26 protein-coding genes are annotated in these 24,607 nt (G+C 41.0%); 5 read left to right on the top strand and 21 right to left on the bottom strand.

Annotated elements, in window-relative coordinates:
- Nucleotides 1–13: 13 nt before the first annotated feature.
- The 10 genes from DCC39_RS12920 to DCC39_RS12965 all read right to left on the bottom strand — a co-directional run bounded on the left by DCC39_RS12920 (nucleotide 14) and on the right by DCC39_RS12965 (nucleotide 10,447).
- Nucleotides 14–208 carry a hypothetical protein gene (locus DCC39_RS12920; RefSeq protein WP_116555323.1) on the bottom strand — a complete coding sequence of 65 codons (195 nt, stop codon included), beginning with the start codon at nucleotides 206–208 and terminating at the stop codon, nucleotides 14–16.
- A gap of 18 nt (nucleotides 209–226) precedes the next feature.
- Nucleotides 227–1,324 carry a bifunctional 3-deoxy-7-phosphoheptulonate synthase/chorismate mutase gene (locus DCC39_RS12925; protein WP_116555324.1) on the bottom strand — a complete coding sequence of 366 codons (1,098 nt, stop codon included), beginning with the start codon at nucleotides 1,322–1,324 and terminating at the stop codon, nucleotides 227–229.
- A 215-nt stretch (nucleotides 1,325–1,539) separates the two neighbouring features.
- Complete coding sequence (locus tag DCC39_RS12930) at nucleotides 1,540–1,968, bottom strand: YtxH domain-containing protein (protein WP_116555325.1); 429 nt, start codon at nucleotides 1,966–1,968, stop codon at nucleotides 1,540–1,542.
- Between the two features lie 24 nt (nucleotides 1,969–1,992).
- A complete protein-coding gene (locus tag DCC39_RS12935; protein WP_116555326.1) occupies nucleotides 1,993–2,439 on the bottom strand; it encodes a DUF948 domain-containing protein in 447 nt (148 codons plus the stop codon).
- 323 nt (nucleotides 2,440–2,762) lie between these two features.
- Nucleotides 2,763–4,055, bottom strand: coding sequence for a UDP-N-acetylmuramate--L-alanine ligase (gene murC, locus DCC39_RS12940; RefSeq protein ID WP_116555327.1), 1,293 nt, complete (start codon nucleotides 4,053–4,055; stop codon nucleotides 2,763–2,765).
- A 284-nt stretch (nucleotides 4,056–4,339) separates the two neighbouring features.
- Nucleotides 4,340–5,443, bottom strand: a complete 1,104-nt coding sequence (locus DCC39_RS12945) for a nicotinate phosphoribosyltransferase (protein WP_116555328.1) — start codon at nucleotides 5,441–5,443, stop codon at nucleotides 4,340–4,342.
- A gap of 105 nt (nucleotides 5,444–5,548) precedes the next feature.
- The gene (locus tag DCC39_RS12950; RefSeq protein ID WP_116555329.1) at nucleotides 5,549–7,684 is read right to left on the bottom strand and encodes a DNA translocase FtsK; all 2,136 of its coding nucleotides are present in this window, start codon (nucleotides 7,682–7,684) and stop codon (nucleotides 5,549–5,551) included.
- Nucleotides 7,685–7,731: 47 nt separating this feature from the next.
- The gene (locus tag DCC39_RS12955) at nucleotides 7,732–8,520 is read right to left on the bottom strand and encodes a DUF1444 domain-containing protein (protein ID WP_407071857.1); all 789 of its coding nucleotides are present in this window, start codon (nucleotides 8,518–8,520) and stop codon (nucleotides 7,732–7,734) included.
- A 237-nt stretch (nucleotides 8,521–8,757) separates the two neighbouring features.
- On the bottom strand, nucleotides 8,758–10,263 hold the full coding sequence (locus DCC39_RS12960) for a sodium:solute symporter family protein (protein ID WP_116555331.1): 1,506 nt from the start codon (nucleotides 10,261–10,263) through the stop codon (nucleotides 8,758–8,760).
- Between the two features lies 1 nt (nucleotide 10,264).
- Nucleotides 10,265–10,447 (bottom strand): hypothetical protein, encoded by a 183-nt coding sequence (locus DCC39_RS12965; RefSeq protein WP_116555332.1) that lies wholly within the window; start codon nucleotides 10,445–10,447, stop codon nucleotides 10,265–10,267.
- 185 nt (nucleotides 10,448–10,632) lie between these two features.
- On the opposite strand from DCC39_RS12965, the gene DCC39_RS12970 reads away from it, so the two are divergent.
- A complete protein-coding gene (locus DCC39_RS12970) occupies nucleotides 10,633–11,079 on the top strand; it encodes a YtoQ family protein (protein WP_116555333.1) in 447 nt (148 codons plus the stop codon).
- Nucleotides 11,080–11,106: 27 nt separating this feature from the next.
- On the opposite strand, the gene DCC39_RS12975 is transcribed toward DCC39_RS12970, so the two are convergent.
- Nucleotides 11,107–11,622 carry a DUF84 family protein gene (locus DCC39_RS12975; protein ID WP_116555334.1) on the bottom strand — a complete coding sequence of 172 codons (516 nt, stop codon included), beginning with the start codon at nucleotides 11,620–11,622 and terminating at the stop codon, nucleotides 11,107–11,109.
- Between the two features lie 2 nt (nucleotides 11,623–11,624).
- Nucleotides 11,625–12,698: a M42 family metallopeptidase gene (locus DCC39_RS12980; RefSeq protein WP_116555335.1), complete on the bottom strand. Its 1,074-nt coding sequence runs from the start codon at nucleotides 12,696–12,698 to the stop codon at nucleotides 11,625–11,627.
- A 173-nt stretch (nucleotides 12,699–12,871) separates the two neighbouring features.
- Here DCC39_RS12980 and DCC39_RS12985 point away from each other — a divergent pair, with 173 nt between their 5' ends.
- Nucleotides 12,872–13,183: a PepSY domain-containing protein gene (locus DCC39_RS12985; RefSeq protein WP_116555336.1), complete on the top strand. Its 312-nt coding sequence runs from the start codon at nucleotides 12,872–12,874 to the stop codon at nucleotides 13,181–13,183.
- A 111-nt stretch (nucleotides 13,184–13,294) separates the two neighbouring features.
- Here DCC39_RS12985 and DCC39_RS12990 read toward each other — a convergent pair whose 3' ends face one another.
- Entirely contained in the window at nucleotides 13,295–13,834 is a 540-nt protein-coding gene (locus DCC39_RS12990; protein WP_116555337.1) for a hypothetical protein, read from the bottom strand.
- Nucleotides 13,835–13,957: 123 nt separating this feature from the next.
- Nucleotides 13,958–14,599: a tRNA (guanosine(46)-N7)-methyltransferase TrmB gene (gene trmB, locus DCC39_RS12995; RefSeq protein WP_116555338.1), complete on the bottom strand. Its 642-nt coding sequence runs from the start codon at nucleotides 14,597–14,599 to the stop codon at nucleotides 13,958–13,960.
- A gap of 170 nt (nucleotides 14,600–14,769) precedes the next feature.
- Between trmB and DCC39_RS13000 the strand changes: the two genes are divergently transcribed.
- Nucleotides 14,770–15,486 carry a DUF3891 family protein gene (locus tag DCC39_RS13000; protein WP_165820868.1) on the top strand — a complete coding sequence of 239 codons (717 nt, stop codon included), beginning with the start codon at nucleotides 14,770–14,772 and terminating at the stop codon, nucleotides 15,484–15,486.
- 14 nt (nucleotides 15,487–15,500) lie between these two features.
- Here DCC39_RS13000 and DCC39_RS13005 read toward each other — a convergent pair whose 3' ends face one another.
- The 3 genes from DCC39_RS13005 to DCC39_RS13015 are packed head-to-tail and all read right to left on the bottom strand — an operon-like array spanning nucleotide 15,501 to nucleotide 17,383.
- Nucleotides 15,501–16,304, bottom strand: coding sequence for a hypothetical protein (locus tag DCC39_RS13005; RefSeq protein WP_116555340.1), 804 nt, complete (start codon nucleotides 16,302–16,304; stop codon nucleotides 15,501–15,503).
- A gap of 30 nt (nucleotides 16,305–16,334) precedes the next feature.
- Nucleotides 16,335–17,009, bottom strand: coding sequence for an LrgB family protein (locus DCC39_RS13010; protein WP_116555341.1), 675 nt, complete (start codon nucleotides 17,007–17,009; stop codon nucleotides 16,335–16,337).
- Nucleotides 17,006–17,383, bottom strand: a complete 378-nt coding sequence (locus tag DCC39_RS13015) for a CidA/LrgA family protein (protein ID WP_240613642.1) — start codon at nucleotides 17,381–17,383, stop codon at nucleotides 17,006–17,008. The genes DCC39_RS13010 and DCC39_RS13015 overlap by 4 nt, the downstream gene beginning before the upstream one ends.
- A gap of 160 nt (nucleotides 17,384–17,543) precedes the next feature.
- Here DCC39_RS13015 and cysK point away from each other — a divergent pair, with 160 nt between their 5' ends.
- On the top strand, nucleotides 17,544–18,473 hold the full coding sequence (gene cysK, locus DCC39_RS13020) for a cysteine synthase A (protein ID WP_116555342.1): 930 nt from the start codon (nucleotides 17,544–17,546) through the stop codon (nucleotides 18,471–18,473).
- Between the two features lie 85 nt (nucleotides 18,474–18,558).
- The gene (locus DCC39_RS13025; protein ID WP_116555343.1) at nucleotides 18,559–18,846 is read left to right on the top strand and encodes a hypothetical protein; all 288 of its coding nucleotides are present in this window, start codon (nucleotides 18,559–18,561) and stop codon (nucleotides 18,844–18,846) included.
- Nucleotides 18,847–18,870: 24 nt separating this feature from the next.
- Here DCC39_RS13025 and DCC39_RS13030 read toward each other — a convergent pair whose 3' ends face one another.
- From DCC39_RS13030 to DCC39_RS13045, 4 genes are all read right to left on the bottom strand, one after another.
- Complete coding sequence (locus DCC39_RS13030; protein WP_116555344.1) at nucleotides 18,871–20,526, bottom strand: putative polysaccharide biosynthesis protein; 1,656 nt, start codon at nucleotides 20,524–20,526, stop codon at nucleotides 18,871–18,873.
- 238 nt (nucleotides 20,527–20,764) lie between these two features.
- On the bottom strand, nucleotides 20,765–20,953 hold the full coding sequence (locus tag DCC39_RS13035) for a sporulation protein Cse60 (RefSeq protein ID WP_165820869.1): 189 nt from the start codon (nucleotides 20,951–20,953) through the stop codon (nucleotides 20,765–20,767).
- A gap of 54 nt (nucleotides 20,954–21,007) precedes the next feature.
- Nucleotides 21,008–21,316, bottom strand: coding sequence for a rhodanese-like domain-containing protein (locus DCC39_RS13040; protein WP_240613643.1), 309 nt, complete (start codon nucleotides 21,314–21,316; stop codon nucleotides 21,008–21,010).
- Between the two features lie 84 nt (nucleotides 21,317–21,400).
- On the bottom strand, nucleotides 21,401–24,607 hold a 3,207-nt coding region (locus DCC39_RS13045), incomplete at its 5' end, for an efflux RND transporter permease subunit (protein WP_133243488.1).

Here is a 24,607-nt window from a genome sequence, read left to right on the forward strand (position 1 = left end):
CCTTAAAGTCGCTTCAAACTTCCATTTCAGGCTTTACATTCGTAAATGTAATCTGTCTTACTCCAGTCTGGCCTTTGAATTCTGACTCTTGTCCAAAATAATTCCGGGCCTCTGAATTCTGACTTCTGCTCTTATCATACGCTACCTTACTTGCTACATCAAATGTAATCGCAATCTTTATTTTAACGAATGGGGAACTCTTTTTCAAAAAGAAAAGCCTTCAGCCTTATACGGCAGAAGACTTTGTCACATCTTTGTACAATCCAGAGGCCCTTAACTCGTCCATGAAATGTTCAAATTGTTCAATATCCATTTGTTGTGCCGAATCAGACAATGCCACTGCAGGATCAGGGTGGACTTCCGCCATCACAATATCAGCACCAATGGCAAGCGCCGCTTTCGCAGTTGGGAGAAGAAGATCACGGCGGCCAGTGGAATGTGTGACGTCAACAGCAACAGGTAAATGTGTTTCTTTCTTTAAGATTGGAACGGCTGAGATATCGAGTGTATTTCTCGTTGCTTTCTCGTACGTTCTTATACCTCTCTCGCAAAGCATGATTTGGCCGTTTCCGTTAGAAATAATGTATTCTGCTGCATTGATGAACTCTTCAATTGTTGCTGAGAGGCCTCTTTTTAATAAAACTGGTTTGTTCACAGAACCGGCTGCTTTTAGCAGTTCAAAGTTTTGCATATTCCGGGCGCCAATTTGAATCACATCAATGTAATCGAGCGCTTTTTCAATATCGTTTGGTGTAACGATTTCGCTGATAACCGCTAAATCTAACTCGTCACCGATTTGTTTTAAGATTTTCAAGCCTTCTTCCCCTAGACCTTGGAAATCGTATGGGGATGTTCTAGGCTTATAAGCACCGCCGCGCAAAAATTTAAGCCCTTGCTTTTTGATCGCTTTGGCGACTTCATTGACCTGATCGTAACTTTCGACAGAACAAGGGCCAGCAATAACGCGCTGAATGCCGTCTCCTACAGTTTCTCCCTTGATCGTAACAATCGTATTTTCAGATTGTTTTTTACGCGATACAAGCAATGCTTTCCGGTGGTCATCTTCTTGAAGTTCTAGGCTAGCTTTAAAAATTTCTTTGAAAATATGCTGTAACGTCGATGTTTCAAAAGGGCCTTCGTTTTTTTCTGCAATTAAATCAAGCATATCCCTTTCCCTCACAGGATCGAAACGATTCACTCCTTGCACCTTTTTAACATTGCCTATTTCTTGAACCAATTCCGCCCGCTTATTAATAAGTTCCAAAAGCTTAAGGTTTACATCATCAAGCTGTTCCCGCAGCTGTTCAAGTTCAACGTTTCCCATTCTTCCCACTCCTCTTTTATTTTCTGTCCTCGAACTATTAGGATTAATTATAAACGATACCATTCAGAAAGTCACGAACTTTTTCTTTAATAATTAAACGCTTTTAAGCACTAAAGCAAATACCTATTAAACGAGCGAATTTACATCTTTAGGAAATAATGTAGATTGCATGGATCAAAAAGAACCGTTAGCACGAATGCAACGGTTCTAACTCATCATTCATCCATTTTACTTACATCATCTGTTGGGGTGGCTGTTGTATTTGTGGAAACAATCGATTCATTTGAATCTTCGAGAAATGGGTTTTCACTTGTAAGCGGGCTGCTTCCGCTGTCCATATTCGACTTAATTTGGCCTGTAATATCTTTTACTTTACTGGCCACTTGTGACGATTGATCAGAAACAGTTTTGGCGATATCTGAAGACTTTTCTTTGGCAACAGAGATCCATTCAGTCCCTTTTTCAACCGCCGTATCCTTAAGCTGCAACGAACGTTCTTTCATTACGCTTGCTTGTTCATTTAAATCACTGCGCATCTCTTTCCCTGACTTTGGTGCCAGCAATAAAGCGGATACCGCTCCAACGATGCTTCCTACAATTACACCCGTTAAAAAGTCTTTGCTTTTTAAATTGTTATCACTCATGAAATAAAGCCTCCTTTAAATAAATTATTTTTCTTCAACCCCTATATATTGATCAGTTGCTTTCTTTTTCACTTTCCATTGTTGCCAAATCCTCATGAGAGCCCCGGTCCATTCAACAGCCTTTTCGACTTGTTCCGAATATCTTTCGCTCCCTGCTACAACTTGGTTAGAGATGTTTCGAAACGACTGGTTGAGCGTCCCGAGTGAATTTCCTACATCTTTTACTCGATCAACAACAGAATTTAAAGCTAACGACTTTTCTTGAATATCTTCTGCAAGCTTATTTGTTTTATGTAAAAGCTCAGTAGTTTCCACAGTAATGCCATTTAGCTGTTTTTCTAAACTGTCCACCGTCGTGGCGACATTATCGAGGGTTATTCTTAATGATTTCAATGTTTGCACGATAAATATAACTAATACTGCAAAGGCAACCGCAACAATTAGCGCGCTTATATAGAGAATCCAAATCAAATTTAGTACACCTCCTTACCGTTTCTCTTACCCAAAAAATTCTTTTGTAAAACCTGTACATAATAACTCTATTCGATAAATGCACTTATAATCCTTCTCTTTTTTATTTTTCAATAGTATTTTTAGCAAGTATAATGAAAACTATTCGATAGCAAATGTTTCCCACACCTTACGAGAAATTAGAGGCTGGAGAAGTTAAAAACTCGACATTTTGAAAGAATGTCGAGTTCCTTTTAAAAAATAAGAAAGCAAATTGGCCATTCATCAATTTAAACCCATCCCACCTCTCACCTTTAGGAAAGAGCGTCAGCGTTTTTTTTAGCTTATAGCTTTTCGTATGCTTTCTGATATTTTTGAATGTCGCCTGCACCCATAAAAATGAGGACGCCGCTATCATGTTTTTTTAAATCACCGATTGACTCTTCATGGACTAAATGTGAATGTGGAATTTTGTTTTTTAAATCTTCAATGGACAGACTGCCTTCATGCTCCCTTGCTGAGCCAAAAATATCACATAAGTAAACAGCATCTGCATGTGACAAACTTTCGGCAAATTCGTTCAGGAATGTTTTCGTTCTTGAAAAAGTATGCGGCTGAAAAATAGCGACAATTTCCTTATCAGGATACTTTTTCTTTGCGGCGTCGATTGTTGCCGTTATTTCTGCTGGATGATGGGCGTAGTCATCAATGAGGATTTGATTATGGAACACTCTTTCATTAAAACGCCGTTTTACTCCTTTGAATGCTTTAAGCTGTTCTTGAATCTTTTCAATTTCAATTCCCTCATAGTGGCAAAGTGCAATAACAGCAAGAGCATTGGAGACATTATGATTTCCATGCATTGGAATTTGAAAAGAACCGTAAAACGTATTACGGACAAACACATCAAAGCTGGTTCCTTGAACAGTGGTCGTAATATTACTCGCTTGGAAATCATTTTCCTCATTAAATCCGTAAAAGACAACAGGAACATTCGCCTGGATTTTTTGCAAATAAGGATCATCTCCGAAAGCAATGATCGCTTTTCCCACTTGTTTAGCCATCTCTTGGAATGCATCAAAAACGTCATCGATGTCCTCGAAATAGTCTGGATGGTCGAAATCAATATTCGTCATAATCGCATAATCGGGATGATAAGCTAAAAAATGCCGGCGATATTCACAAGCTTCAAAGACAAAATATTCACTGTTTTCCCTGCCTGCTCCCGTTCCATCGCCAATCAAATAGGATGTTGATTTTGCATGGCCAAGAACGTGCGTAAGCAGTCCTGTTGTTGATGTTTTTCCATGGCTTCCGGTGACAGCAATGCTTGTAAATTTACGTATAAATTCCCCAATAAATTCATGATAACGGTACACTGGAAGATTGCGTTTCTTGGCTTCGACAATTTCAACGTGATCTTCCCCAAATGCGTTGCCAGCAATTACAATTTGTCCCGTTTTTATATTGTCTTTATCAAATGGAAGGATTGGAATATTTTTTTTCTCTAGGGCTTCCTGTGTAAAAAAATATTTGCCGATATCTGAGCCTTGAACATTTTCATTCATATCATTTAAAATTTGAGCGAGTGCGCTCATCCCGGTACCTTTTATTCCAACGAAATGGAATGTCGTCATAATGAACCTCCACAATCAATCTTGTAACAATTTCTCTTGCTGCATCATTCTATGTTTAGTATATGGAATCGACCCAAAAATTGCTAATATACGTTCTATTACGGTTTTTGGCATCTGGCTTTTCATGATAGAAATCGGTCGCCGATTTCATCCAGCCCCGCCTCCGGCACCTGACTTCATAGACCATACGGCTTTCTTCAATGAGGACAATTATAGCAAATAAACGATCGGCCGACCATACAAATATGTATAAGAGGCTACCCGAATTCAATCCAACAAGCGCATTATAAGTCCACCTTTTCCAATCTTGGGTTTGGGCGGTATTTCCTTCCCGCTTTCGCTTGCGGTTCACCGTTTAACAATACATTATCTCCTGTAAAGCCGATGTTGATTTTAAGCAGACTGCTCCCGACGCCGTACATATCGACCGGGACATTTTTCTTTTCAAATTCCAATATTCTCTCTTCATTAAACCCGCCGCTTGCAACAATTTTTACATGATTAAAACCTTCCGCATCCAATGCTTTGCGGAGCGCAAAAATAAGTTCAGGACTGACGCCTCTTGGATCAAAGCTGCCAAGCATTTCCTGGTTTCGGCAAAAAAATTGATCAACCATTGTTCTGGATGTATCTACACGTACAGCTTTTAATTTCTCTTTAAATTCACGTGCCACCCGAAGGGAATCAGTGATGACATCATTATTATAATCAACGAGTGCCATTAATTCGTCTTCAGGGAAAGTCTTGTAATAGGCCTTCGTCGCTTCCACAACGTCCCCTTGAAAAAGCTGAATCAATGCATGCGGCATCGTCCCCATTCCTTCTTTCCCCCACCACTCGTTCATGGCGTGGGTCGCTTGGGCGGTGGAGCCTCCAATATATGCCGCGTAGCCATCGCCTGCTTGCTGGGTGAAATGGTCGTCTCTGTCTCCCATAAAAATAATCGGCTTTTGAATGCCGGAATAAGAGGCTGCTTTTGATACTTTATAAACATTGGTAGCTACTGATGTTCTTCTTGCAAGAATGCCATCAATCATTCCCTCAAGAAAGCCAAAATTTTGATAAGGCCCGGAAATTGTCATGACCGTTTCAAAAGCAGAAATTTTATCCCCATCTTTTAATGACATCACTTCGAGTTCATCAGTATTTTTTGCGAACGTTTGGACGAGTGCAATCGCTTCATCTGTACCACATAACACAGCATCATCCGTTTTTTGAAAAAATTGCATCGTTACGTTTGCATTGGGACGATGAAGCCTCGCGATTTCACTCGTTTTCAAAAAATAAACAGCTGAAAACCAACCCTCTCCAACCCTGCTATCAAATTTGAACGTTTTATTCGTTAGGCGCTTAATTTTTCCTTTAAGCTTTAGTTCGATTTCTTTCATTCTCCAACTGTTCTCCTTATATACGATTTCCGATTGCAATTCTTCTTAATCATAGTAAACGAACCGTTAGAAAACAAGGTTTATTTAGGTAACTGCCACACCAGTCTATGCTTGCTTGCTCATTCTTTCGAGAAACTCTTGCTTTGTCATTAACAGTTTTCTAGGTTTGCTTCCATTTGCTTTTGATACAAGGCCGCTTTCTTCCATCAAGTCAATTAATCTTGCGGCACGATTATAGCCAATCCGGAACCGTCGTTGAAGGCTTGAAGATGAAGCCGCGCCTTGTTCGAAAATAAACTCGCATGCCTCTTCAAACAGTTCATCTTCATGCTCATCACTGGAGTGGGATGTTAATTCATCCATCTCAATCATATAATTTGGTTTTCGCTGTTTTTTTATAAATTCTGTAATCCGATCTATCTCTTCGTCAGAAACAAAGTTGCCTTGCAATCTGATTGGTTTAGGGGAGCCATTTTCCATGAAAAGCATATCCCCTTTTCCGAGAAGCTTTTCAGCTCCACTGGCATCAAGGATTGTTCTCGAATCGACTTGGGATGAAACTGAAAATGCAATCCTTGTCGGGATATTTGCCTTAATTAATCCTGTGATCACATCAACAGACGGGCGCTGTGTCGCTACTAAAAGGTGGATGCCGCACGCTCTTGCCTTTTGGGCGATGCGGCAGATGGCGTCTTCCACTTCTTGTGGGGATACCATCATCAGATCGGCAAGCTCATCAATAATAATGACGATGTAAGGCATTTTTTCATCGTTGTTTTTATTCTTTTTAATGCTTTCATTATAGCGATCGATATCTCTCACTTTTAACTTGGCAAACTTTTTATACCGCAGCTCCATTTCTTCCACTGCCCATTTAAGCGCAAGCGTTGCGTCTTTCACATCTGTCACCACAGGGGTAACGAGATGGGGAAGTTCGTTATATGGCGCAAGTTCAACGACTTTCGGATCAATCAGCAAGAGCTTGACATCATCCGGATTGGCTTTGTATAAAAGGCTCGCCAAGATCGCGTTAATGCACACGCTTTTTCCTGAACCCGTCGCACCGGCAATTAATCCGTGCGGCATTTTTCTTAAATCAGTAACAACCGGCGCTCCCGAAATATCGACACCGAGTGCGGCAGCAAGCGGAGAAGAATGTTTTTGAAAAGCTTGGCTCTCAAGAATATCCCTTAATCCTACAGGCTGGCTTGAGCGGTTGGGGACTTCAATGCCGATTGCGTTTCTTCCAGGTATCGGTGCTTCAATCCGTATTTCTTTTGCCGACAAACTAAGCTTAATATCATCCGATAAATTTGTAATCTTGCTCACTTTTACACCCGGACTCGGTTGAACTTCAAACCTTGTGACAGACGGCCCTTTAACCGCATTGACGACAACTGCATTCACATTGAAATTTTTAAACGTTTCATTTAGCAGCTTTTTCTGTTCTTCCAACCATGGTAAACTATCCTCTTTCTTCCGGACAGGTGAATCCAGCAATTGCAATTTCGGAAAATAGTAAATGCGGCTGCGATCAGCCTTGAACATCATCACATTATACGGAACAGGTGCCGGTTGATTTTGAACAGGTACACTTTGGCCAATTCTGGAAGCATTTGCTTTAGGCAACTCATTTTTCGCCTGGCTATTTCTTAAAGGAGTTGCGTTTTGCAATTCTTTTTCCTCTGGGCCATGTGCTCTATTTTCTTCAGTTTTTAATTCTTCGTTGATTTCATTAGACTCTTTTTCAGCATTCAATTGGACATTGTTACGTCCGCCCTTCTCTTCATCAACAGGTTCTGCTTCCTGAATGATAGGCTGAAGACTTTCGTCCTCAGCTTCCTCATCATTCACTTCATGAATCGTTGGTTCGCCCATTTCTTCGTTTGCCTGTTTTTCCTTAGTTGGGAATGGCTCGAATGTGTAACGCTCTCCGAAACCAAAAATAGGCGAAGGGACATTTGAAACTTTGAAATCCTTCCCTCCGAATTTTTCTTTTTCTTGTTGTGAAGGCATTTTTCGATGGGTATGGAAACTTTTCTCGTCAGTTTGCGCCTTTTCTTTATCTGGTATGAGAGGAAAACGAAAGTTGCCTTTTGGATATTCGTGAATCACTTTTGCATTATTTTCGTGTTCTGAGATTGGAAATCTTCTGGGCCGGATGCTCTGTCTTTCAGGTCCGTCTTCCTCCTCCTCATCGCCAAACATGAGTTTCCATAGTTTTTTCCACCATTTTTCCATGGGCCTTCACCTCCTTTTTCTCTCTGTCCTTAAAGGTAATTCATCTGTTATTTATCTTTTTGGGGTCGGTTTTTAGCTAAAATAAAGATAGGTTCAAGTTCCCCGCCATTGTACAAAAATGGCAAAGCTGTTATTGGCACTCTTCCACTCGCAAAAAAGGACATTGTCATTTGTCCAAGCACATCGTAGCCTGTGTCGTTATGTATATCGGCAAAGATTAAAACATCTTGATGGGGTACAGCGATTGCCAATGTTCCTTCAGCTTTTTCCGCCATTGATTCCAGCAATGGCTGATTTAAAATTCTGCTAGCATCGTATCCATCATTCGTGTTTAAAAAATAAAACGTATTTCCCGCAACTGTATCCTCTCTCAATTTTACGTCAAGCGAACGCAAATTAAATCGCGCTGCCTCCTTAATCATTGATTCTTCCCAACCTTCTTCTTTAAGCAGCCCTTCGTCAATTAATCGATAAGATTTTCCAAGATCAAGCGCATAGAATATCGCCGTTTCAGCTGTATGCTTATCATGGATTAGCTTTTTCCCTGCATTTGATTCAGTTGGGAAAGAAGTTGAACGGATAACAGGAAAAATGGCTTTTTCTTTTCCTGAAAGCCGCTGCTCTTCATTCATTGCTTTCATCGCTTCTTCAATATGTTCAATCAACTCATCAAAATATGTATCTTTATTTTCTTCCCACTTCGTAAGTAAACCATTTAAAGAAAGGGTCATTCCTTTTTTCGTATGAATATCTTCAATTCGCATCGTTTCGTCATTTTTATTATAGCTAAACCGCCATTCGGAACGAGAAAGGCGCTTTTCAATTTTTCGTTTCATTTCAATTGGCTTCAATGGTTTCCACCTCCCAACATGAAAGTTCGGTTCTACCGGGATAGAAAAGCCTCCATTTTTTTAATGGAGGCTGACGTTCATTATTTTTTATTTTACTACCATTATCCCAACAATTCCACTTATCCCACATTAAAAATGCATTAAGAAAGATTTCAATAAAGCAAAATATAAAAACAGACAATGATCGCTGAAGAGCGTATCAATGTCTGAAAAATTTCATCATTAAACGATTTTCCCATGATTCGAAAGTGCAGTTTTCCTTTTTTTATTGCGAAGTTCTGAATTTAGATCATGAATAAAGTGATTCGCCTTTTCAGTGGGTGCTGAGGTAACAGCACTAACAGCGATAAATAGAACAATTGAGAGAAGAAATCCCCAAACGCCTGAACCGTAGCCAAACGGCTTGATTTTCGTTAACTCGAGAAAGGCAACTAATAAGCCGCTCAATACAACACTTGTAAGCACGCCTGCAGCCGTTCCTCTTTTCCAAAAAAACACGCCAACATAGGCAGGTACGATGACGAGTAATCCTGCTGATGCAGAAACGGAAAGAACTGCAATTAGATCCAGCTGCAACTGGGCAAATAGGTAAGCCAGTATTGTGATGATTGGAATGACGATTTTCCCAACCAATAATTGGCGCTTGTCTGTTGCATGTTTCGCTGCATTTCGGTATACATCCCTTGAAATCAATGAAGATAGCGTTAAAATAATCGAATCAATTGTCGAGATGGCTGCCGCCATTATCCCAAGCATGACAACCAGCGCTAACACAGGCGGAACAACATCAGACGACAATAGCGTTGGTGTTGCAAGGTCAGCATTTTCCAGGTTAGGAAACTTGATTAGTGCTGCGTAACCCCAAATGATTGAAACTAATGTATAAATGAATCCAAAAACGAGAAACCCTAAGAGCATCCTTCGCATGCTTGAGAAAGAGGCTGGCATGTACAACCGCTGGCTCACTTGTGGATTTGAAATACAGAAAAAAATCCATGGCAATGTTAAACTTAAAAATGTAGGAAAGCTAAAGAATCCTTTACCAGGCACTGCTAATGAACCTGGATGGTCAGTAGCCAATGTATTGAAAAATGTTCCAAACCCACCCAATGTACTAATAACGATAAGGACTACTAATGTTGCAGTCACAATCATCACAATCGCCTGAAGAGCATCTGTCCACATAACCGAGCGAATTCCCGCAATCATCGTAAACACAATCGCTAAAATGGCCGCAATCGTTACACCTGTCGTAAACGAAATGACATTATCTGACATACTTGAAAGCAAATAGCCGACACCTGTAAGTTGTACAGCAGAATAAGGGATAAGAAAAATACAACTTGCAAGGGAAGTAACAACAGCGACCGCCTTACTATTATAGCGATCCCCTAACATTTCAGTTGGGGTAACATACCCATATTTTTTACCTGCCAACCAAAAGCGCGGGCCAAAAAAAACAATTAAACTTACTCCAGCTAAATAAATCAATTCGAAACCGAGCGCACCAACCCCGCCAGCATAAGTTAATCCAGCAAGGCCTACGAGCATAAACGCACTATACGTTGTCGCACTGTAACTTAACGCTGAAACAAAGCCTCCCATTTTCCGGTTGCCAAGAAAATAATCTGTCATGTCAACTGCCTTGCCGGTTCTGGAGTAATAAGCTAATACAAGTGAAACGATGACATAAATTGCAACTCCCCACCAAACCATTGCTGCCGTCAACTTAATCACTCCAATCCGTCGTCATGAAAATGTTAAAAATAATCACGATAAAAGCAAAAAGGGTCCAAAACAAAAAGCTTCCATACCACGCGTCAACACCGCTCAATAAACCGTACGGAACAATATAGGCAAGCAACATCATAATAAAAATTGCCCAAGCCCACCGGACTTCTTTCTTCTCCATATCTTCACCTCATTTTTTATCATCAGTTTCGGCCACCTATTTGCCAACATCATCATTATACTTAGTGTAAAGACACATGTAAATATCATTGTTTAAACATCTAGTAATTGGCAAGATAATCATTGTTTTTTTCGTTGAAGATTCTTATACTTATTTTTAAGAAGAACAGTAAGGAGAGAAATAAAATGGAATTAGTTGTTTATCTAGCAGGCCAAATTCATGATAATTGGAGAGATGAAATTAGAGAAAAAGCAAGTAAACTGGGCTTGCCGATCACATTCGTCGGGCCGATGGAAAACCACGATCGTTCGGATCACATCGGGGAAGAAATTCTTGGGCCGCAGCCAAACAAAATGTTAGTGGACGATGCCGCGTCCGATTTGAATAATTTAAGAACAGAGGTGCTGCTCTCTAAAGCTGACGTTGTCATTGCATGTTTCGGTGAAAAATATAAACAATGGAATACGGCAATGGACGCTTCAGCTGCAATCTCCAAAAACAAGCCGCTTATTTTAATTCGTCCTGAGTCGCTCATCCATCCATTAAAAGAAATTGCGAATAAAGCAAGCGTAGTCTGTGAAACAGCGGATCAAGCCGTTAAAGCTTTATCCTATATTTTTGAAACGGAGTAAAACGCCAAAACGCTTCTGACCTCAAAGTCAGAAGCGTTTTTTATAAAATAAATATTGTCCAAAAAGAATTTTAACGAGATGTTCGTACATCTCGCTTCGAGTGACAAGGCCGTTCGTAAAAATTCCGACAGCACCCTCACTTTGCCCTATATTTTTCTTGCCGGCAAATTCATCCATGACAGTGCTGAGCTCTTTCCCCTTTACAAGCTCGCAGCAAACGGCTTTCGGGAGCAAAAAGCGTGCACCACTGCTCACGATTTCAATTCCGCCTGCATCGACAAGAGCTCCCCAATTGCAGACGAACCATTGATTTTCCAACTTGTCTACACCACCCTCAAGACCAATCCCGATGCTGCATTTCGGGTGTTGCAATGCTCCCCTGGCACGGTTGAGCGCGCCTTCCTTCGTTTCGTTATCTGAAAGCGGCTGGGGAGAAACGCCTGAAGGGACTGGATGGACGAATACGTTCATGCCCATATCTGATGCTATTCTTTCAACCGCCAACAATTTTGCCCGATTTTTTGAACCGACAGCAACGTTCATCTTTAGCTGTTGACCCGAATTGAATTCACTGTAGATTCATCTGTTGATTTGACGAGGGCGATTAAAAGCTCTTTTGCAGCGGCATAATCATCTATATGGATAATTGAGGCAGATGTATGGATATAACGTGAACAAATACCGACAACAGCCGATGGTACGCCGGCTCCTGACAGGTGTACCCGCCCTGCATCCGTTCCGCCTGCTGACACAAAAAACTGATAAGGAATTTTTTTCGACTCTGCCGTATCTAAAATAAATTCCCTCATTCCTCTATGGGTAACCATTGAACCATCATAGATGCGAAGCAGTGTCCCTTTGCCAAGTTTACCAAATGCTTGTTTATCCCCTGACATATCATTGGCCGGGCTCGCATCAAGTGCATAAAAAATATCCGGGTTAATAAGATCCGCAGCCGTCTGGGCTCCGCGAAGCCCGACTTCTTCTTGAACAGTCGCTCCCGAAAATAGTTGGTTAGGCAATTTCTCATCTTTTAATTCCTTTAAAAGTTCGATTGCAAGCCCGCAGCCATAACGGTTATCCCACGCCTTTGCGAGAATTTTCTTTTCGTTTGCCATCGGTGTGAATGGACAAACCGGTGTAATCGGCTGGCCAGGGCGAATGCCAAGCCTTTCGGCGTCCGTTTTATCATCTGCCCCAACATCGATCAGCATGTTTTTAATGTCCATCGGTTTTTTTCTTTGTTCCTCTTTTAATAAATGCGGAGGAATCGAAGCGATTACGCCTGGAACAGCGCCGTTTTTCGTTTCGATTTCAACGCGCTGAGCGAGCAATACTTGACTCCACCAGCCGCCGAGCGTCTGAAAACGCACCATGCCTTCTTCTGTAATATCTGTCACCATAAATCCAACTTCATCCATATGTCCCGCAACCATAACACGCGGCCCATTGCCTGACACGTTTTTCACACCAAACAAGCTGCCTAAATTGTCTCGGATAATAGCGTCTGCATATTTCTCAAGTTCCTTTTCCATAAAATTTCGGACATGTTGTTCGAAACCCGGCGCTCCTCTTAGCTCTGTTAATGTTTTGAAAAGTTCCTTCGTTTCTTTATTCATTTCGCATCCTCCCATCAGTATCTTTTTGAACAATCTCTTACAATTTATCTTAACGAAACTTAGAAACAACTTCCAGAGTGAGCGTATTAGTTTCAGTCAATGTCCATCTCGTATGTTGTTTCATCTGACGTCCATCTAGTATAATGAAGAAAATCGTTTGAAAGGAGATTTACATGAAAGTCTACTCTTTCCTGGCAGGAACCGCACTCGGTTTAATCGCGGGGCTAACCATTTCAAAGCAACTTGAAGATAAGGGCATTACCCCTGAAAAAGCTTTAAAAAAGGTGAAGGATGAATTAAAGGGAAAGCTGGCTATTGAAGGCTCGTGGATCCAAATGATTCCCGAAAAACTGCAAAACGACAAACTTGAATATACGGTTTACCGCGGAGGGCTAACTTCCAATGAAGAAAACAATGTAACCTATTACGATTTTGCCGTTGATACAAAAACCGGAGCCATACTAGAATTTAAGAATCACAATTAATCAAAAAAGTCCACTTATACAATCGGTATAAGCGGACTTTTCTATTAGAAAGTCTAAATTTGCCCCTTCGCAAATTCAAACCAACCCGGCCACTGACCTCTGACTTCTTAATTATTGGTAGGTTTGTTGTTGGCCATAGTAGAGTTTATTAGCAATTTTAAATTTCGTTGTTAAATATTGGCGCGGCTCCCAAACAAGTACAATGATTAAAAAATAAACAAGAGGGACAACAATCAAAAGCGCAATGATTAAGCCCATTTGAAGCTTAATCCCTGTTTCGCCTTTATGTGATTCTTTATACTTGACTGCTTCATCAACACCAGCCAACTGTGCTTCCTGGAGCACCTTTCCATTTTCCGAATCATAGTAGACAACTTCCTTGTGCACAATAGGAAAAATTTTGTCGCGGATTACAGAATACTCCGCCAAAGCCATTTGAACAGTGCCTGTTTCCAACTCAGGATCATTCACCGAGATTTCTTGGAAATCAGAGAGTGTCAAAGAACCTTTTTTATAGTTGGAATGTTCTTCTTGTTTCGCATCTTGGATTGCTTTTTCCATATCTTGAGGCGCTTCTGCGGCTGAAGCAATGCCAGACATGCTTGCGATTAGTAGAATCATAGTAATAATGGCTACAAACTTTTTCTTCAAAACAAATGCCTCCTTCTCCTTGTAAACGAAAATTTTTATCAATGTATAGATTATAAAACTATCATACCATAAAATAAATAATGGGTTTGAAAAAGCTTTTGGTAAATATGTGAACTTTACATATTAATTGAAGACAGCCTCACAACGGTAAATGCGATTTCCTTTGCCAGAAAATTTTTCTTCATATTCGGTCATCACATGATCCTCCAATGCGTCTTTATGCAAATCCAAACTAATGTTTTTTAGAAGCATTCCAAAGCGTGAAAAACTTTCAAGCGAATACTCAAACAACTGCCGATTATCTGTTTTAAAATGAATCTCTCCATTCTTCGTTACGATTTCTTTATAACGTTCAAGAAAAGAATGGTACGTTAAGCGCCTTTTTTCATGTCGCGATTTTGGCCAAGGGTCGGAAAAGTTTAAATAAATCCTTGCTACCTCGCCTTTCGAGAAGAATGAAAGCAAGTGATCGGCATTTTCATTAATCAATCTTATATTCGTAAGCTTCTCTTCATTGAGCACGCGGTCAAGTGCTGAAACGATGACGCGGTCTTGCTTCTCCATCCCAATATAATTGATGTGGGGATTTTTCTTCGCCATTTCAGTAATAAAACGGCCCTTTCCCGTACCGATTTCAATATGAATCGGGTGATGATTTCCAAAAAGTGAGTGCCAGGCCCCTTTATATTTTTCTGGTTCTCCAATGACAAAATGTGGGTAGCTAGTAAGCTTTTCTTTTGCCCATGGTTTATGGCGCAGTCTCATGTTATCACTTCCTAATCTCTTTCGACACATCATTCTAACACGAAACGATACAAAGGAAAAGGTGTTTCATCAGGCAGCCCAATTGGCGTTCCGCTTCATTCTATAAGATAATGGGAAGAAAGAAATGAGAGCAGTTATGTTTTTCATTATTCATCAAGGAGGCGTTTGTTTTGATTGTTAAAGAGTACGAAACACATTATGAATTAATTAAGCAGCACGATCACGCCAAGCTGGCTGGCGAAATGGCTTTCCATACCGGAAATCCACCATTTAAACATGCGGATTTTAAAACAGTGATGGTTGCTGCCCTTCATGATTACAGCTGGATCGAGAGCGATAGCCACCTTCATGAAGGTCTATATGATTTCACAAACTATCCAATGGCTGCAAAATTGAAGCTCTATAAAAAAGGCATTGACGAAATGGAAAAAATCGACGAATATGTTGCCCTTTTAACCTCCCTCCACTATACTGCCTTTTTTAAAGCGGCGAATGAACGGGAAATTTCACAGTTTTTAACGAAAGAAAAAGAAAGGCAACAGCATTTAATGAATCGATACCGAAATGAAGATGTTGAACTGGCACTCGAACATTTAAAAATGTGGGACAACTGTTCCCTTTATGTTTGCCTAAATGAACCGGGCGCAAAAAAAGTCAACGAGCATCCTTGGTTTAAAAATGGAATAAACGGCATTTCTGCCTCAGGTGCAAACATAACAATTGAGTGCAAATGGAAAGACGAGCAAACAATCGCTTTTTCCCCCTTTCCATTTTTGGAATCTTGGACAGCAGCGTTTCCTGTATATCATTGTGAAAAACCGATAAAAAATGACAGCAATCCCTTTAATAAATCAACACAAAGAAAAATAACGTTTGTACCGGAATAATGGCAGCTTCTGTTTTATTCCCCGGGAAATTGTCGATTCAAACGATCAAAATATCGATCTTCTTCATCCCTAAAGTAACTTTCTGTCATACTATTCCCGAGCAACGTGCGTGCGATTTTTAATTGTTTGAACTTTATTGGGGAAGGGTCCCCCGCTGCTTTCTTTTGCCATTCTTTAATAGAACGCTTGTCATAGCACTCAACGGTTAGGAATTCCTGGAAATGATCAACATAGCAGCCTGGAGCTAAGATTATTTTTTTAATAGGCAATGCATTGGCATTTTCGGTTAATTTTCGTGTTACATTTTCAGAACGTTTTAATGAAAGAAAGGGACTCACAACTTTTAATTCCTGCTCCCCTCGAATCACTTTCCAAAAACGTTCTTTATTAGCCAAATAAATGTCGTCTTCTTTTCCTTTTAAAATAGCGAGACAATAAACGATTGTAGGTGTTACAATAATCGCTTCCATTTCAACCGATGCATTTTCAATTTTGAAAACCGGATCATAAAAAACCAAATACGTATCAGGCAACGTTTGAAGCAATAATTTTAGTACATTGTCATGTTCGTAGCGGGCGGCCAATTGTGATTTTTCAGCAATCGTTGAACTTGCCCACTGAAGTTGGTGCAAGTACAATTCATCAAGAAACGCCTGCCTCACTTTTTTTAATTGTTCACCATGCAAATCGTTGTGTGCTAATTTTTCTTTGTATTCATCCCACCGACGTTGCTTTACACGTATAAATTGATTCAAATATTTATTAAGGTCCTGTTCATAACGAGAAATGTAATCTTGTAATTTCAATAATTGAGCCATTGAGGGATGCCCCTTTTTTCATGTCGTTCTTTAACCGAAAGTAGCTATGATAGCCGGAGCCAAGAATGAAGCAATCAATGCACACAGTGTCATCGTAACCGAGCTGATTGCGGCAGCTTCCTCTCCAAATTCCAACGCTTTCGAAGTGCCAATAGCATGTGCCGCACTTCCGTAGCCAATGCCAATTTCCAACGGGTTATGAATGCGGAATAACTTTATCAATAACGGCCCAATGATGACGCAGCTTATACCGGCAAACATGACGAATACGGCCGCAAGCGAAGGAATCCCGCCAATCATGCTCGAAATTTCCATGGCAACCGGCGTTGTAACGGACTTAGGCAACAGAGAAAGCATTAACAAATCTTCAATTTTAAATGCTTTGGCTAGAAGCCGTCCGCTCTCTATGCCGAACCAAGTTCCAACGATTACCCCTGAAATAATTGGAACGAAATAACGTTTAATCACATGCCATTGCTTATAGAGGGGATAGCCTAGAGCGACGATTGCAGCGCCCAGTAATTCAGTAATCACTTTTACGTCTTTGATATAGTGCCCATACGGGATTTTAAAGGCCACTAATATGCTGACTAAGACGACGGAAGACGTAACGACTGGGGCAAAAAGCGGATAAGGAAAACGAAAATATAGCCTTCTTGCCAATAAATATAAAACGATTGTTAATGCAAGACCCACAAAATTCATTCCTTCATTCTCCTCTTTAACCTCATGATGAAACGGCTTGTTAATGCTGAAACAATCAAAACCAATAACGTGCTGAAGATTGTAATAACGATAAGCCATATACCGTTTCCTTTAAATAAATCAAAATATTCCATGATCCCTACAGTGGCAGGAATAAAGAAAATAGGCAAATGCGATAAAAAGAAACCTGCTCCTTTTTCTATGAAACGATCAAACGGTTTCCATACCATTAAAACCATAAAAAAAAGAAGCATTCCAATAATACTTCCAGGGATAAACAAATGGAATGTATGCTGAATGAAAACACCGATACGGTAAAAAAGATATAAAATTCCAATCTGCACAACGGTTAACAAAAGGTTTTTAAAAAACACATACACTTATCCTCTCAAAAGCCTAGTAAACTTGTCTTTCATTTTATCAAATAATTGGTAGGAGATCACTCGCCAAATTAAATCCGTATATTCATAGTGAATAGATTCGCTTTATCAGTTTTGTTATAATTAACAAAGAAATTGAAAAGGAGTTGTAGAGATGAAAGTCGTTACAAACATAGCGGATTTAATTGGAGAGACGCCTCTCGTTAAATTAAACCGTATTCAACCGCCGAATGGGGCATCCGTTTACATTAAATTAGAATATTTTAACCCAAGCAGAAGCGTTAAAGACCGGGCTGCTTTTGAAATGATTGTGACGGCAGAACAGCAAGGGCTGCTTAAAAAAGGCGGTACGATTATCGAACCTACGTCGGGAAACACCGGAATTGGCATTGCGATGAATGCCGCGGCTAGAGGCTACAAGGCGATTATCGTTATGCCTGATACGATGACTCAGGAACGGATCAATTTAATACAAGCATACGGCGCAACAGTTGTCTTAACACCAGGCGACAAAAAAATGCCTGGTGCCATTGAAAAAGCGAAAGAGCTGGCAAACGAAATTCCCGGAAGCTTTATCCCGATGCAATTTGAAAACGATGCAAATCCGAATGCCCATCGAAAAACGACAGCGCTTGAAATCATAAAGGACATGGAAACAATAGGTAAAGACCCCGTTGCTTTCGTTGCACCTGCAGGCACCGGCGGAACGATAACCGGAACAGGAGAAATCCTGAAAAAGCACTATCCAAATTTAACGGTTCATGTCGTTGAACCTGCCGGTTCTCCTGTTTTGTCGGGAGGAAAGCCTGGCAAGCATAAGTTGGTTGGTACGAGCCCAGGCTTTATCCCAGATACGCTTAACACATCAATATATGATGAAATTATCAAGATTGAAGATGAACAGGCATATGACGCTGTATATCAATTGGCAAAAAAAGAAGGAATCCTCCTAGGGCCATCATCAGGAGCCGCTGTCTATGCTGCGCTGGAAGTTGCCAAACGCCACTCACCGGATGATGCCGTTGTATGTATGACTGCTGACTCTGGAGAACGTTATCTTTCGACTGATTTATTTTCGATTTGAACGAACTCTAGGTATGCGTCTATACTCTTCCGCTACTGTCACATAGACTGCTATTGAAAGATATTTTTGATAGGAGCGATTTAAAATGTATAGACAACAAGAACCGCAATATTTTCCAGGGTATCCGGGAATGCCAGGGATGCAGGGAATGCCAGGAATGCAGGGAATGCCAGAAATGCAGGAGATGCCAGGGATGCCAGAAATGCCGGGAATGCAGGGTTTCCCCTCAACAGACCAGCAATCATTAGGCTATCCAGGTTATTTTGGAGGGAATATTGATCGCCGCCTTAGAAGAATGGAAAGAGAAATCAATCGGCTTGATCAAAGAATAAGGCGAATAGAAAACCGAATCGGTGGCATGTACGGTCATTAGTTTAAAAAAAGAAGCAGGTCTCAATCAAAGATTCCTGCTTTTACTTTTCACTTTTTTATTCAGGAAAGCAAAGCGATGGCCAAAAATTTGTCCGGCAAGATGAGAACGGATGCTTAACCATAAGTATACAAACGACCCTCCAGCAATGCCAATAATGAGTGAAAGAAGAGCCTCAAAATACGAAGCACCATCCCCGTAATCTCCTGAAAAAATAAGCTCAATTGGCAGTTTAATGAGCCATGCCGCGATCCCCATCACTGTTACAAAAATTGAAATCAAAAGCGCCCTCTTTGCAACAAATCGAAGTCGGAATCGAATCATTTTTTTAATAACCAAAAGGCAGAACACAACCGAAAATAAATATCCCGCATCGGTTGCGAGAATCGCGCCGATTCCTCCCCATTTTTCAATAAATGGCGTGTTTAAAAGAAGCTTGATTAAAATTCCGCACAAAAGGGAAAGAACAGCCAATTTTTGCTGATTGATGCCTTGCAAAATGGCCGCCATCGCTGTAAAAAGCGCAAACAAAACGGCCGTTGGCGCATACCACCTAAGCAACTGCCCACCCGAAGCAACATCTCCCATCCCATATAACGTGCCATAAGCAGGGTAGCTAAGCACAGCCAGACCCACAACGGCAGGAAGCGTTAAAAAAAGAAGCATTTGAAATGTCTGTGTAATTTGCTGCTGCAGCATTTTTAGGTTGCCAGATGTATACGTTTTTGTAATGGTCGGAATCAATGTCAATCCTAAAGCCGTTGCAAGCGACACAGGAATCATAATAATTTTGTTCGTCGTCTGGTTGACTGTTGCGTAAATCGCCTCTGCATCAACTTGGGCCATGCCAATTGACTTCAACGTTTTTACCATCGTCATCGTATCAATTTGCTGGTAAATCGGTATGGCAAGCCCAACGATTACAAATGGAATCGCATATGAAATCAATTCCTTGTACATTTCGGGCAAAGAGATTTGATGGTCTACGGTACTTTCCGCAATCAGTTTATCAAGATGCGGCTTCCGTTTACGCCAATAGTAAAACAAAACGGCCAAACCGCCGAGCGCCCCTATAAAAGCCGCAAAAACGGCAAATGCAACCGCTGTCGTACGGTCGCCTTTTAGAAGGACGACAATAATAAACCCGGAAACTAAAATGAACGCGATCCGGACAATTTGTTCAACGACTTGGGACGTTGCCGTTGGCCCCATCGATTCAAAGCCTTGAAAATAGCCGCGAATCAAACTCATGACCGGTACGGCAAGCAATGCAAAACTAACGACCTTAATGACGAAAGCGACATCTTCCAAGCTATTTCCTGTCTCGTCTCCTTCTCCAATAAAAAGAGGAGCAATCGCGTCCGCTGATAGAAAAAGCATAAGAAACGTGACAAAACCTGTCGCCAACATGACAACAATGCCTGATCGAAAAAGCTTTCTTCCCGTTCGATAATCGCCAAGCGCGTTATATTTTGAAACAAATTTCGACACAGCCAACGGCAGCCCGACTGTTGCCACACTGAGCAATATCACATAAGGATTGTATGCATAAGCATAAAGCGCAGCACCTTGGATTCCAACAAGCCAAATAAATGGAAAGTAGTAGATTAAGCCTAGAACACGCGAAATCATCGTTGCTGCTGTTAATAGAAAAGTCCCCCGAATGAGGCGTGAATTACTCATGAACGTCCATCCCCTACTCGCTTTAGAGGTTGTTCAAAAAGTCCTGCACGATAGGCTGCGAATCTCTTCGTCTGCTTGCTCTTCCGCTATTCACGTATTCTACAAACATACGCTGCGTTGCTCAGAGCTACGCTTCCTCGACCTTCTTGCCTCTCGTTGTCCTGCTTTTGAACACACACTTTTAGTACACAACGCTTCTTATTTTAACATATTTGTTGAGATGGAACTTCATTCATTTTCACGAAGAGCGGTAAACGACCATTGCCGAAAAGCAAAAAACGGTGTCGAACGTTTTCGAATTATCTGCTACCGCTACTTGATATTTCACTTCAACGATTTTCTCTTCTTGTAAAGTTGCTAGAAAATCATTCAGAGCTTCTTCCAAATCTTCTTCATGTTCAAAGTCAAACAATTTTACTTGCATCATAAAAAAACACCTCCATTAACGCCATTATAACGTTCTGGAGGTTAGTCGTATATCTTATTCCGTTTCGCCTTCCCAATCAAGCATGCCGCCTTCCATATTGACAACGTTGTAGCCAAGCGCCTGCAAATATTCGCATGCTCTCCCGCTGCGTCCGCCGGAACGGCAAACGAAAATCGTCTCCTTATCTTTTTCAATTTCATCTAAACGTTCAGGAATTTCACTTAACCGAATATGTTTCGCTTGAGGAATTTTCCCTTGTGCCACTTCGTCGTCTTCTCTGACATCAATTAATGAAATTGGCTTTTTATCTTTAAGTAGCTGTTCAACCTCTTTTGGAGTAATCGTTTTAATTGGCTGGTGCATCATTTTTCTCCTTTCATTCATTTTTCCCGCAGTAATGGGCAGTAAAACGTCAGAAAATCAAGGAAGCGGGTTGCCCCGCTTTTTCTATTCTTCCTTATCCCCATCATCATCTCGTTTCTTTTTCGAAACTTCCACAATCTTTTCAAGCAAAGCAATAACATCATCTTTTGACAAATCTTCTTTTTCAATTTGATTGACATCTGGAGATTCAGGCAATTGAGTTTCTTCTTTCTCGCCTTCTTTGTTTTGTTCCTCATGATGTTCGAGCAAATAAGCAGGAATTAATTGTCCGTCAGGCGTAACATATTTTTTATTTAAATGTCTTGTTTCTTTATCAAAGAAGCTGTACAACACGGGGATAAAGAACAGCGTCAAGAACGTACTGCTGATTAATCCGCCAATGACTGTAATCCCAAGCGGCTGTTGAATTTCTGCCCCTTCTCCAATGCCTAATGCTAGCGGCACAAGTCCTAATATCGTTGTCAATGCCGTCATTAAGATTGGCCTTGTACGCACTTTCACCGCTTCAATGATCGCATCATATGTTCTCAAGCCCGCTTCTTTCCTCTGATTAATGTAGTCGACAAGGACGATGGCATTATTAACTACAATTCCCGCAAGAATAATCAACCCGATGATTGCTGTTACACCGAGCGGTGTTCTCGTTGTTGTCAACGCGATCATGACACCTATAACGATAAGCGGGATCGAAAAGATAATGATAAACGGGTGCTTCAATGATTCAAATTGGGCAGCCATGACGAGATAGACGAAAACGATAGCCAAAATGAAAGCCAAACCTAGATCATCCAGCGAATCTTCCAGCAGCTCTTGATCCCCTGTGTAGGACAGGTCAAAGTCATCCGGAAAATCGAGATCATCCACAGCTTCATTGACATCTTTCGTTACATTGCCCAGCGTTGTTTGAGAACTGAACTTTACTGTAAATTGAACCGCCGGCTGTTGGTTTTCCCGATTGATGGCGACAGGGCCCTCTGCCCGTTCAATCTTCGCTACATCCCCCAATGTCGTGTATGTGCCATCTTGTTTTTTAATAAGCAGCTTTTTCAATGCATCAATATTTTCTGTCACTGATTCATCATAGTTCACGTGAACTGCCAATACTTCTGAATCGTCTGTTGTTAATTGCGCCGCTTGCTGGCCACGTGTCACACTATTCACCACATTGGCTATTTGAGCGGGAACAAGCCCTTCATCAAGTGCTTTTTTACGGTCAACTGTAATTTGCAGCTCTTCTACTGTTTCATTTTTATCATTGGTCACTTCATTGACATCTGAAAGCTTGCTTATTTTATCTTGAACTTTATCGACATACTCATTTAAGTTCTTTTCGTTGTCGGCTTTCACAATGAATGTTAGCGTATTTGGCTCTGAACCCATGGATCCTTGCTGGCTGAATGACACATCGGCATTGCCTGCAGCGCGTTCCACTTTCGATTTAATGTCTTCACTGAATTCTTGTGTGGAGCGGTCTCTTTTGTTTAAATCGACCATTGAGACAAAAATTTCAGCTTCATTTGCCGCGGCCGAACCGGAAGGCCCTTCAGTTGCTGTGCTTCCAATTAAACTTAGGAAATCTTGAATATCCTTTTCATCTGAAAGAATATCTTCGATTTTGCCAACGGTTTCATCCGTTTTAGACAATGGGGTTCCGTTTTCATGCGTAACTTTTATTGTAAAAAATCCTTCGTCTGTGGCAGGCAGAAATTGCGTGCCAACCGTTGTAAGGCCCAAACCGCCTAGTGCAAGAAGCACAACGGTCATTAGAATGACGGCGAAACGGTGCCCAAGCACCCAGCGTGTCGCAGAATCCAGCCACTTCATTGATTTTGAATTTCTACGTTTGATCTCAAACTCTTCGCTTTGCGCCTTTAAGAACCGGCTTGCCATCATTGGTACTACAGTTAGCGCGACAAATAAAGAAGCAAATAAACTAAATGCGACAGTGAAGCCAAGCTCTTTAAATAAATTGCCGATCAGCCCAGAAATGAACAGAACAGGGACAAAAACAGCAATCGTTGTCAAAGTGGAGGCGGTGATGGCACCAGCCACTTCTTTCGTTCCGATGGATGCGGCTTCTTTCGGATCTTTTCCCATTTGCAGATGGCGATAAATGCTTTCAATCACAACGATGGAATTGTCGACTAGCATACCAATTCCAAGCGCAAGCCCGCCGAGTGTCATAATATTTAAGCTGTAATCGGCGAAATAAAGCAAAACAAACGTAACAATCACGGAGAAAGGAATGGCAACCCCAATGATAAGCGGGCTTCTTACGTTGCGAAGGAATAGAAACAACACAAGCATTGCAAGAATCCCACCAAGTACAAGGGAGCTAGAAACACTTCCGATGGCTTGGTGTATGTAATCGCCTTGATCGAACAGCACAGCGGTTTCAACACTTTTGTACTTTTCTTCATCTAAAAGTTCATCGAGCTTTTCATTGAAGGCTGTTGAAACCTCTGCCGTGTTTGCATCCGATTGCTGCAGGACGCTTAACAGCACGGCGTCTTCCTGATTCGCTCTCGTTATAATGTTTTGTTTTTCTTTTTGTTTTTTCACTTTCGCAAGATCGCTAAGTTTTACATCGTCGCCATTTACTTTTTTCGTAACAACGAGATTTTTCACGTCATCAACAGAGGTTAAGGTGCTGACAACCCTCGTTGTCAACCGTTCTTCTTTGCTCGTTACAGGGGAGCCAGGCATTGAAATGTTGCTGCTTTGGATGACGTCAACAACATCTTGTTGGGAAAGGCCGTATTTCTCCAATTCATCCTGATTTAAAGCGACATTAATTTCGTCAACACGGATGCCGTCAACATCAACACTGGCAACGCCACGAATTTTGCTTAAATCCCGTTCCAAATCTTTCACAAGATCCTGGAATTCATTTGCGTTTTTACCGGCTGATACCGCCATTTGGATTACGGGAAACTGTGAAGGATCAAATTTTAAAAACCGCGGTTCCTCTGCATCATCAGGCACCCTTACTTGATTAATCGCATTGTTAATGTCATCTTGGATATCTTCAATTGATGTCGTCCATGAAAATTGTAAAATAATTAAACTTGAACCCTCTTGGGAAATGGACTGCATCGATTTCAAACCAGGCAAAGTCGATAAACTGGTTTCAACTGGTTTTGTTACTTTTTCAAGCACTTCTGTCGGGTTTGCGTCTTCATAGCTAACAACGACAGCTCCTATTGGAGGGTCGATATTCGGAATAAGTTTTAATGGAATATTGAGCAGTGAGACGACGCCAAGGAGCAA

It is taken from the genome of Pueribacillus theae (genome assembly GCF_003097615.1).
In the GTDB taxonomy this organism is placed as follows: Bacteria; Bacillota; Bacilli; order Bacillales; family UBA6769; genus Pueribacillus; species Pueribacillus theae.

What these genes read in the sequence shown, in the direction of transcription:
- DCC39_RS12925 (WP_116555324.1), bottom strand. Translation starts at nt 1,324, where the DNA reads ATGGGAAACGTTGAACTTGAACAGCTGCGGGAACAGCTTGATGATGTA.
- DCC39_RS12930 (WP_116555325.1), bottom strand. Translation starts at nt 1,968, where the DNA reads ATGAGTGATAACAATTTAAAAAGCAAAGACTTTTTAACGGGTGTAATT.
- murC (WP_116555327.1), bottom strand. Translation starts at nt 4,055, where the DNA reads ATGACGACATTCCATTTCGTTGGAATAAAAGGTACCGGGATGAGCGCA.
- DCC39_RS12945 (WP_116555328.1), bottom strand. Translation starts at nt 5,443, where the DNA reads ATGAAAGAAATCGAACTAAAGCTTAAAGGAAAAATTAAGCGCCTAACG.
- DCC39_RS12950 (WP_116555329.1), bottom strand. Translation starts at nt 7,684, where the DNA reads ATGGAAAAATGGTGGAAAAAACTATGGAAACTCATGTTTGGCGATGAG.
- DCC39_RS12955 (WP_407071857.1), bottom strand. Translation starts at nt 8,520, where the DNA reads ATGAAACGAAAAATTGAAAAGCGCCTTTCTCGTTCCGAATGGCGGTTT.
- DCC39_RS12965 (WP_116555332.1), bottom strand. Translation starts at nt 10,447, where the DNA reads ATGGAGAAGAAAGAAGTCCGGTGGGCTTGGGCAATTTTTATTATGATG.
- DCC39_RS12970 (WP_116555333.1), top strand. Translation starts at nt 10,633, where the DNA reads ATGGAATTAGTTGTTTATCTAGCAGGCCAAATTCATGATAATTGGAGA.
- DCC39_RS12975 (WP_116555334.1), bottom strand. Translation starts at nt 11,622, where the DNA reads ATGAACGTTGCTGTCGGTTCAAAAAATCGGGCAAAATTGTTGGCGGTT.
- DCC39_RS12980 (WP_116555335.1), bottom strand. Translation starts at nt 12,698, where the DNA reads ATGAATAAAGAAACGAAGGAACTTTTCAAAACATTAACAGAGCTAAGA.
- DCC39_RS12985 (WP_116555336.1), top strand. Translation starts at nt 12,872, where the DNA reads ATGAAAGTCTACTCTTTCCTGGCAGGAACCGCACTCGGTTTAATCGCG.
- trmB (WP_116555338.1), bottom strand. Translation starts at nt 14,599, where the DNA reads ATGAGACTGCGCCATAAACCATGGGCAAAAGAAAAGCTTACTAGCTAC.
- DCC39_RS13005 (WP_116555340.1), bottom strand. Translation starts at nt 16,304, where the DNA reads ATGGCTCAATTATTGAAATTACAAGATTACATTTCTCGTTATGAACAG.
- DCC39_RS13010 (WP_116555341.1), bottom strand. Translation starts at nt 17,009, where the DNA reads ATGAATTTTGTGGGTCTTGCATTAACAATCGTTTTATATTTATTGGCA.
- cysK (WP_116555342.1), top strand. Translation starts at nt 17,544, where the DNA reads ATGAAAGTCGTTACAAACATAGCGGATTTAATTGGAGAGACGCCTCTC.
- DCC39_RS13025 (WP_116555343.1), top strand. Translation starts at nt 18,559, where the DNA reads ATGTATAGACAACAAGAACCGCAATATTTTCCAGGGTATCCGGGAATG.
- DCC39_RS13030 (WP_116555344.1), bottom strand. Translation starts at nt 20,526, where the DNA reads ATGAGTAATTCACGCCTCATTCGGGGGACTTTTCTATTAACAGCAGCA.
- DCC39_RS13035 (WP_165820869.1), bottom strand. Translation starts at nt 20,953, where the DNA reads ATGATGCAAGTAAAATTGTTTGACTTTGAACATGAAGAAGATTTGGAA.
- DCC39_RS13040 (WP_240613643.1), bottom strand. Translation starts at nt 21,316, where the DNA reads ATGCACCAGCCAATTAAAACGATTACTCCAAAAGAGGTTGAACAGCTA.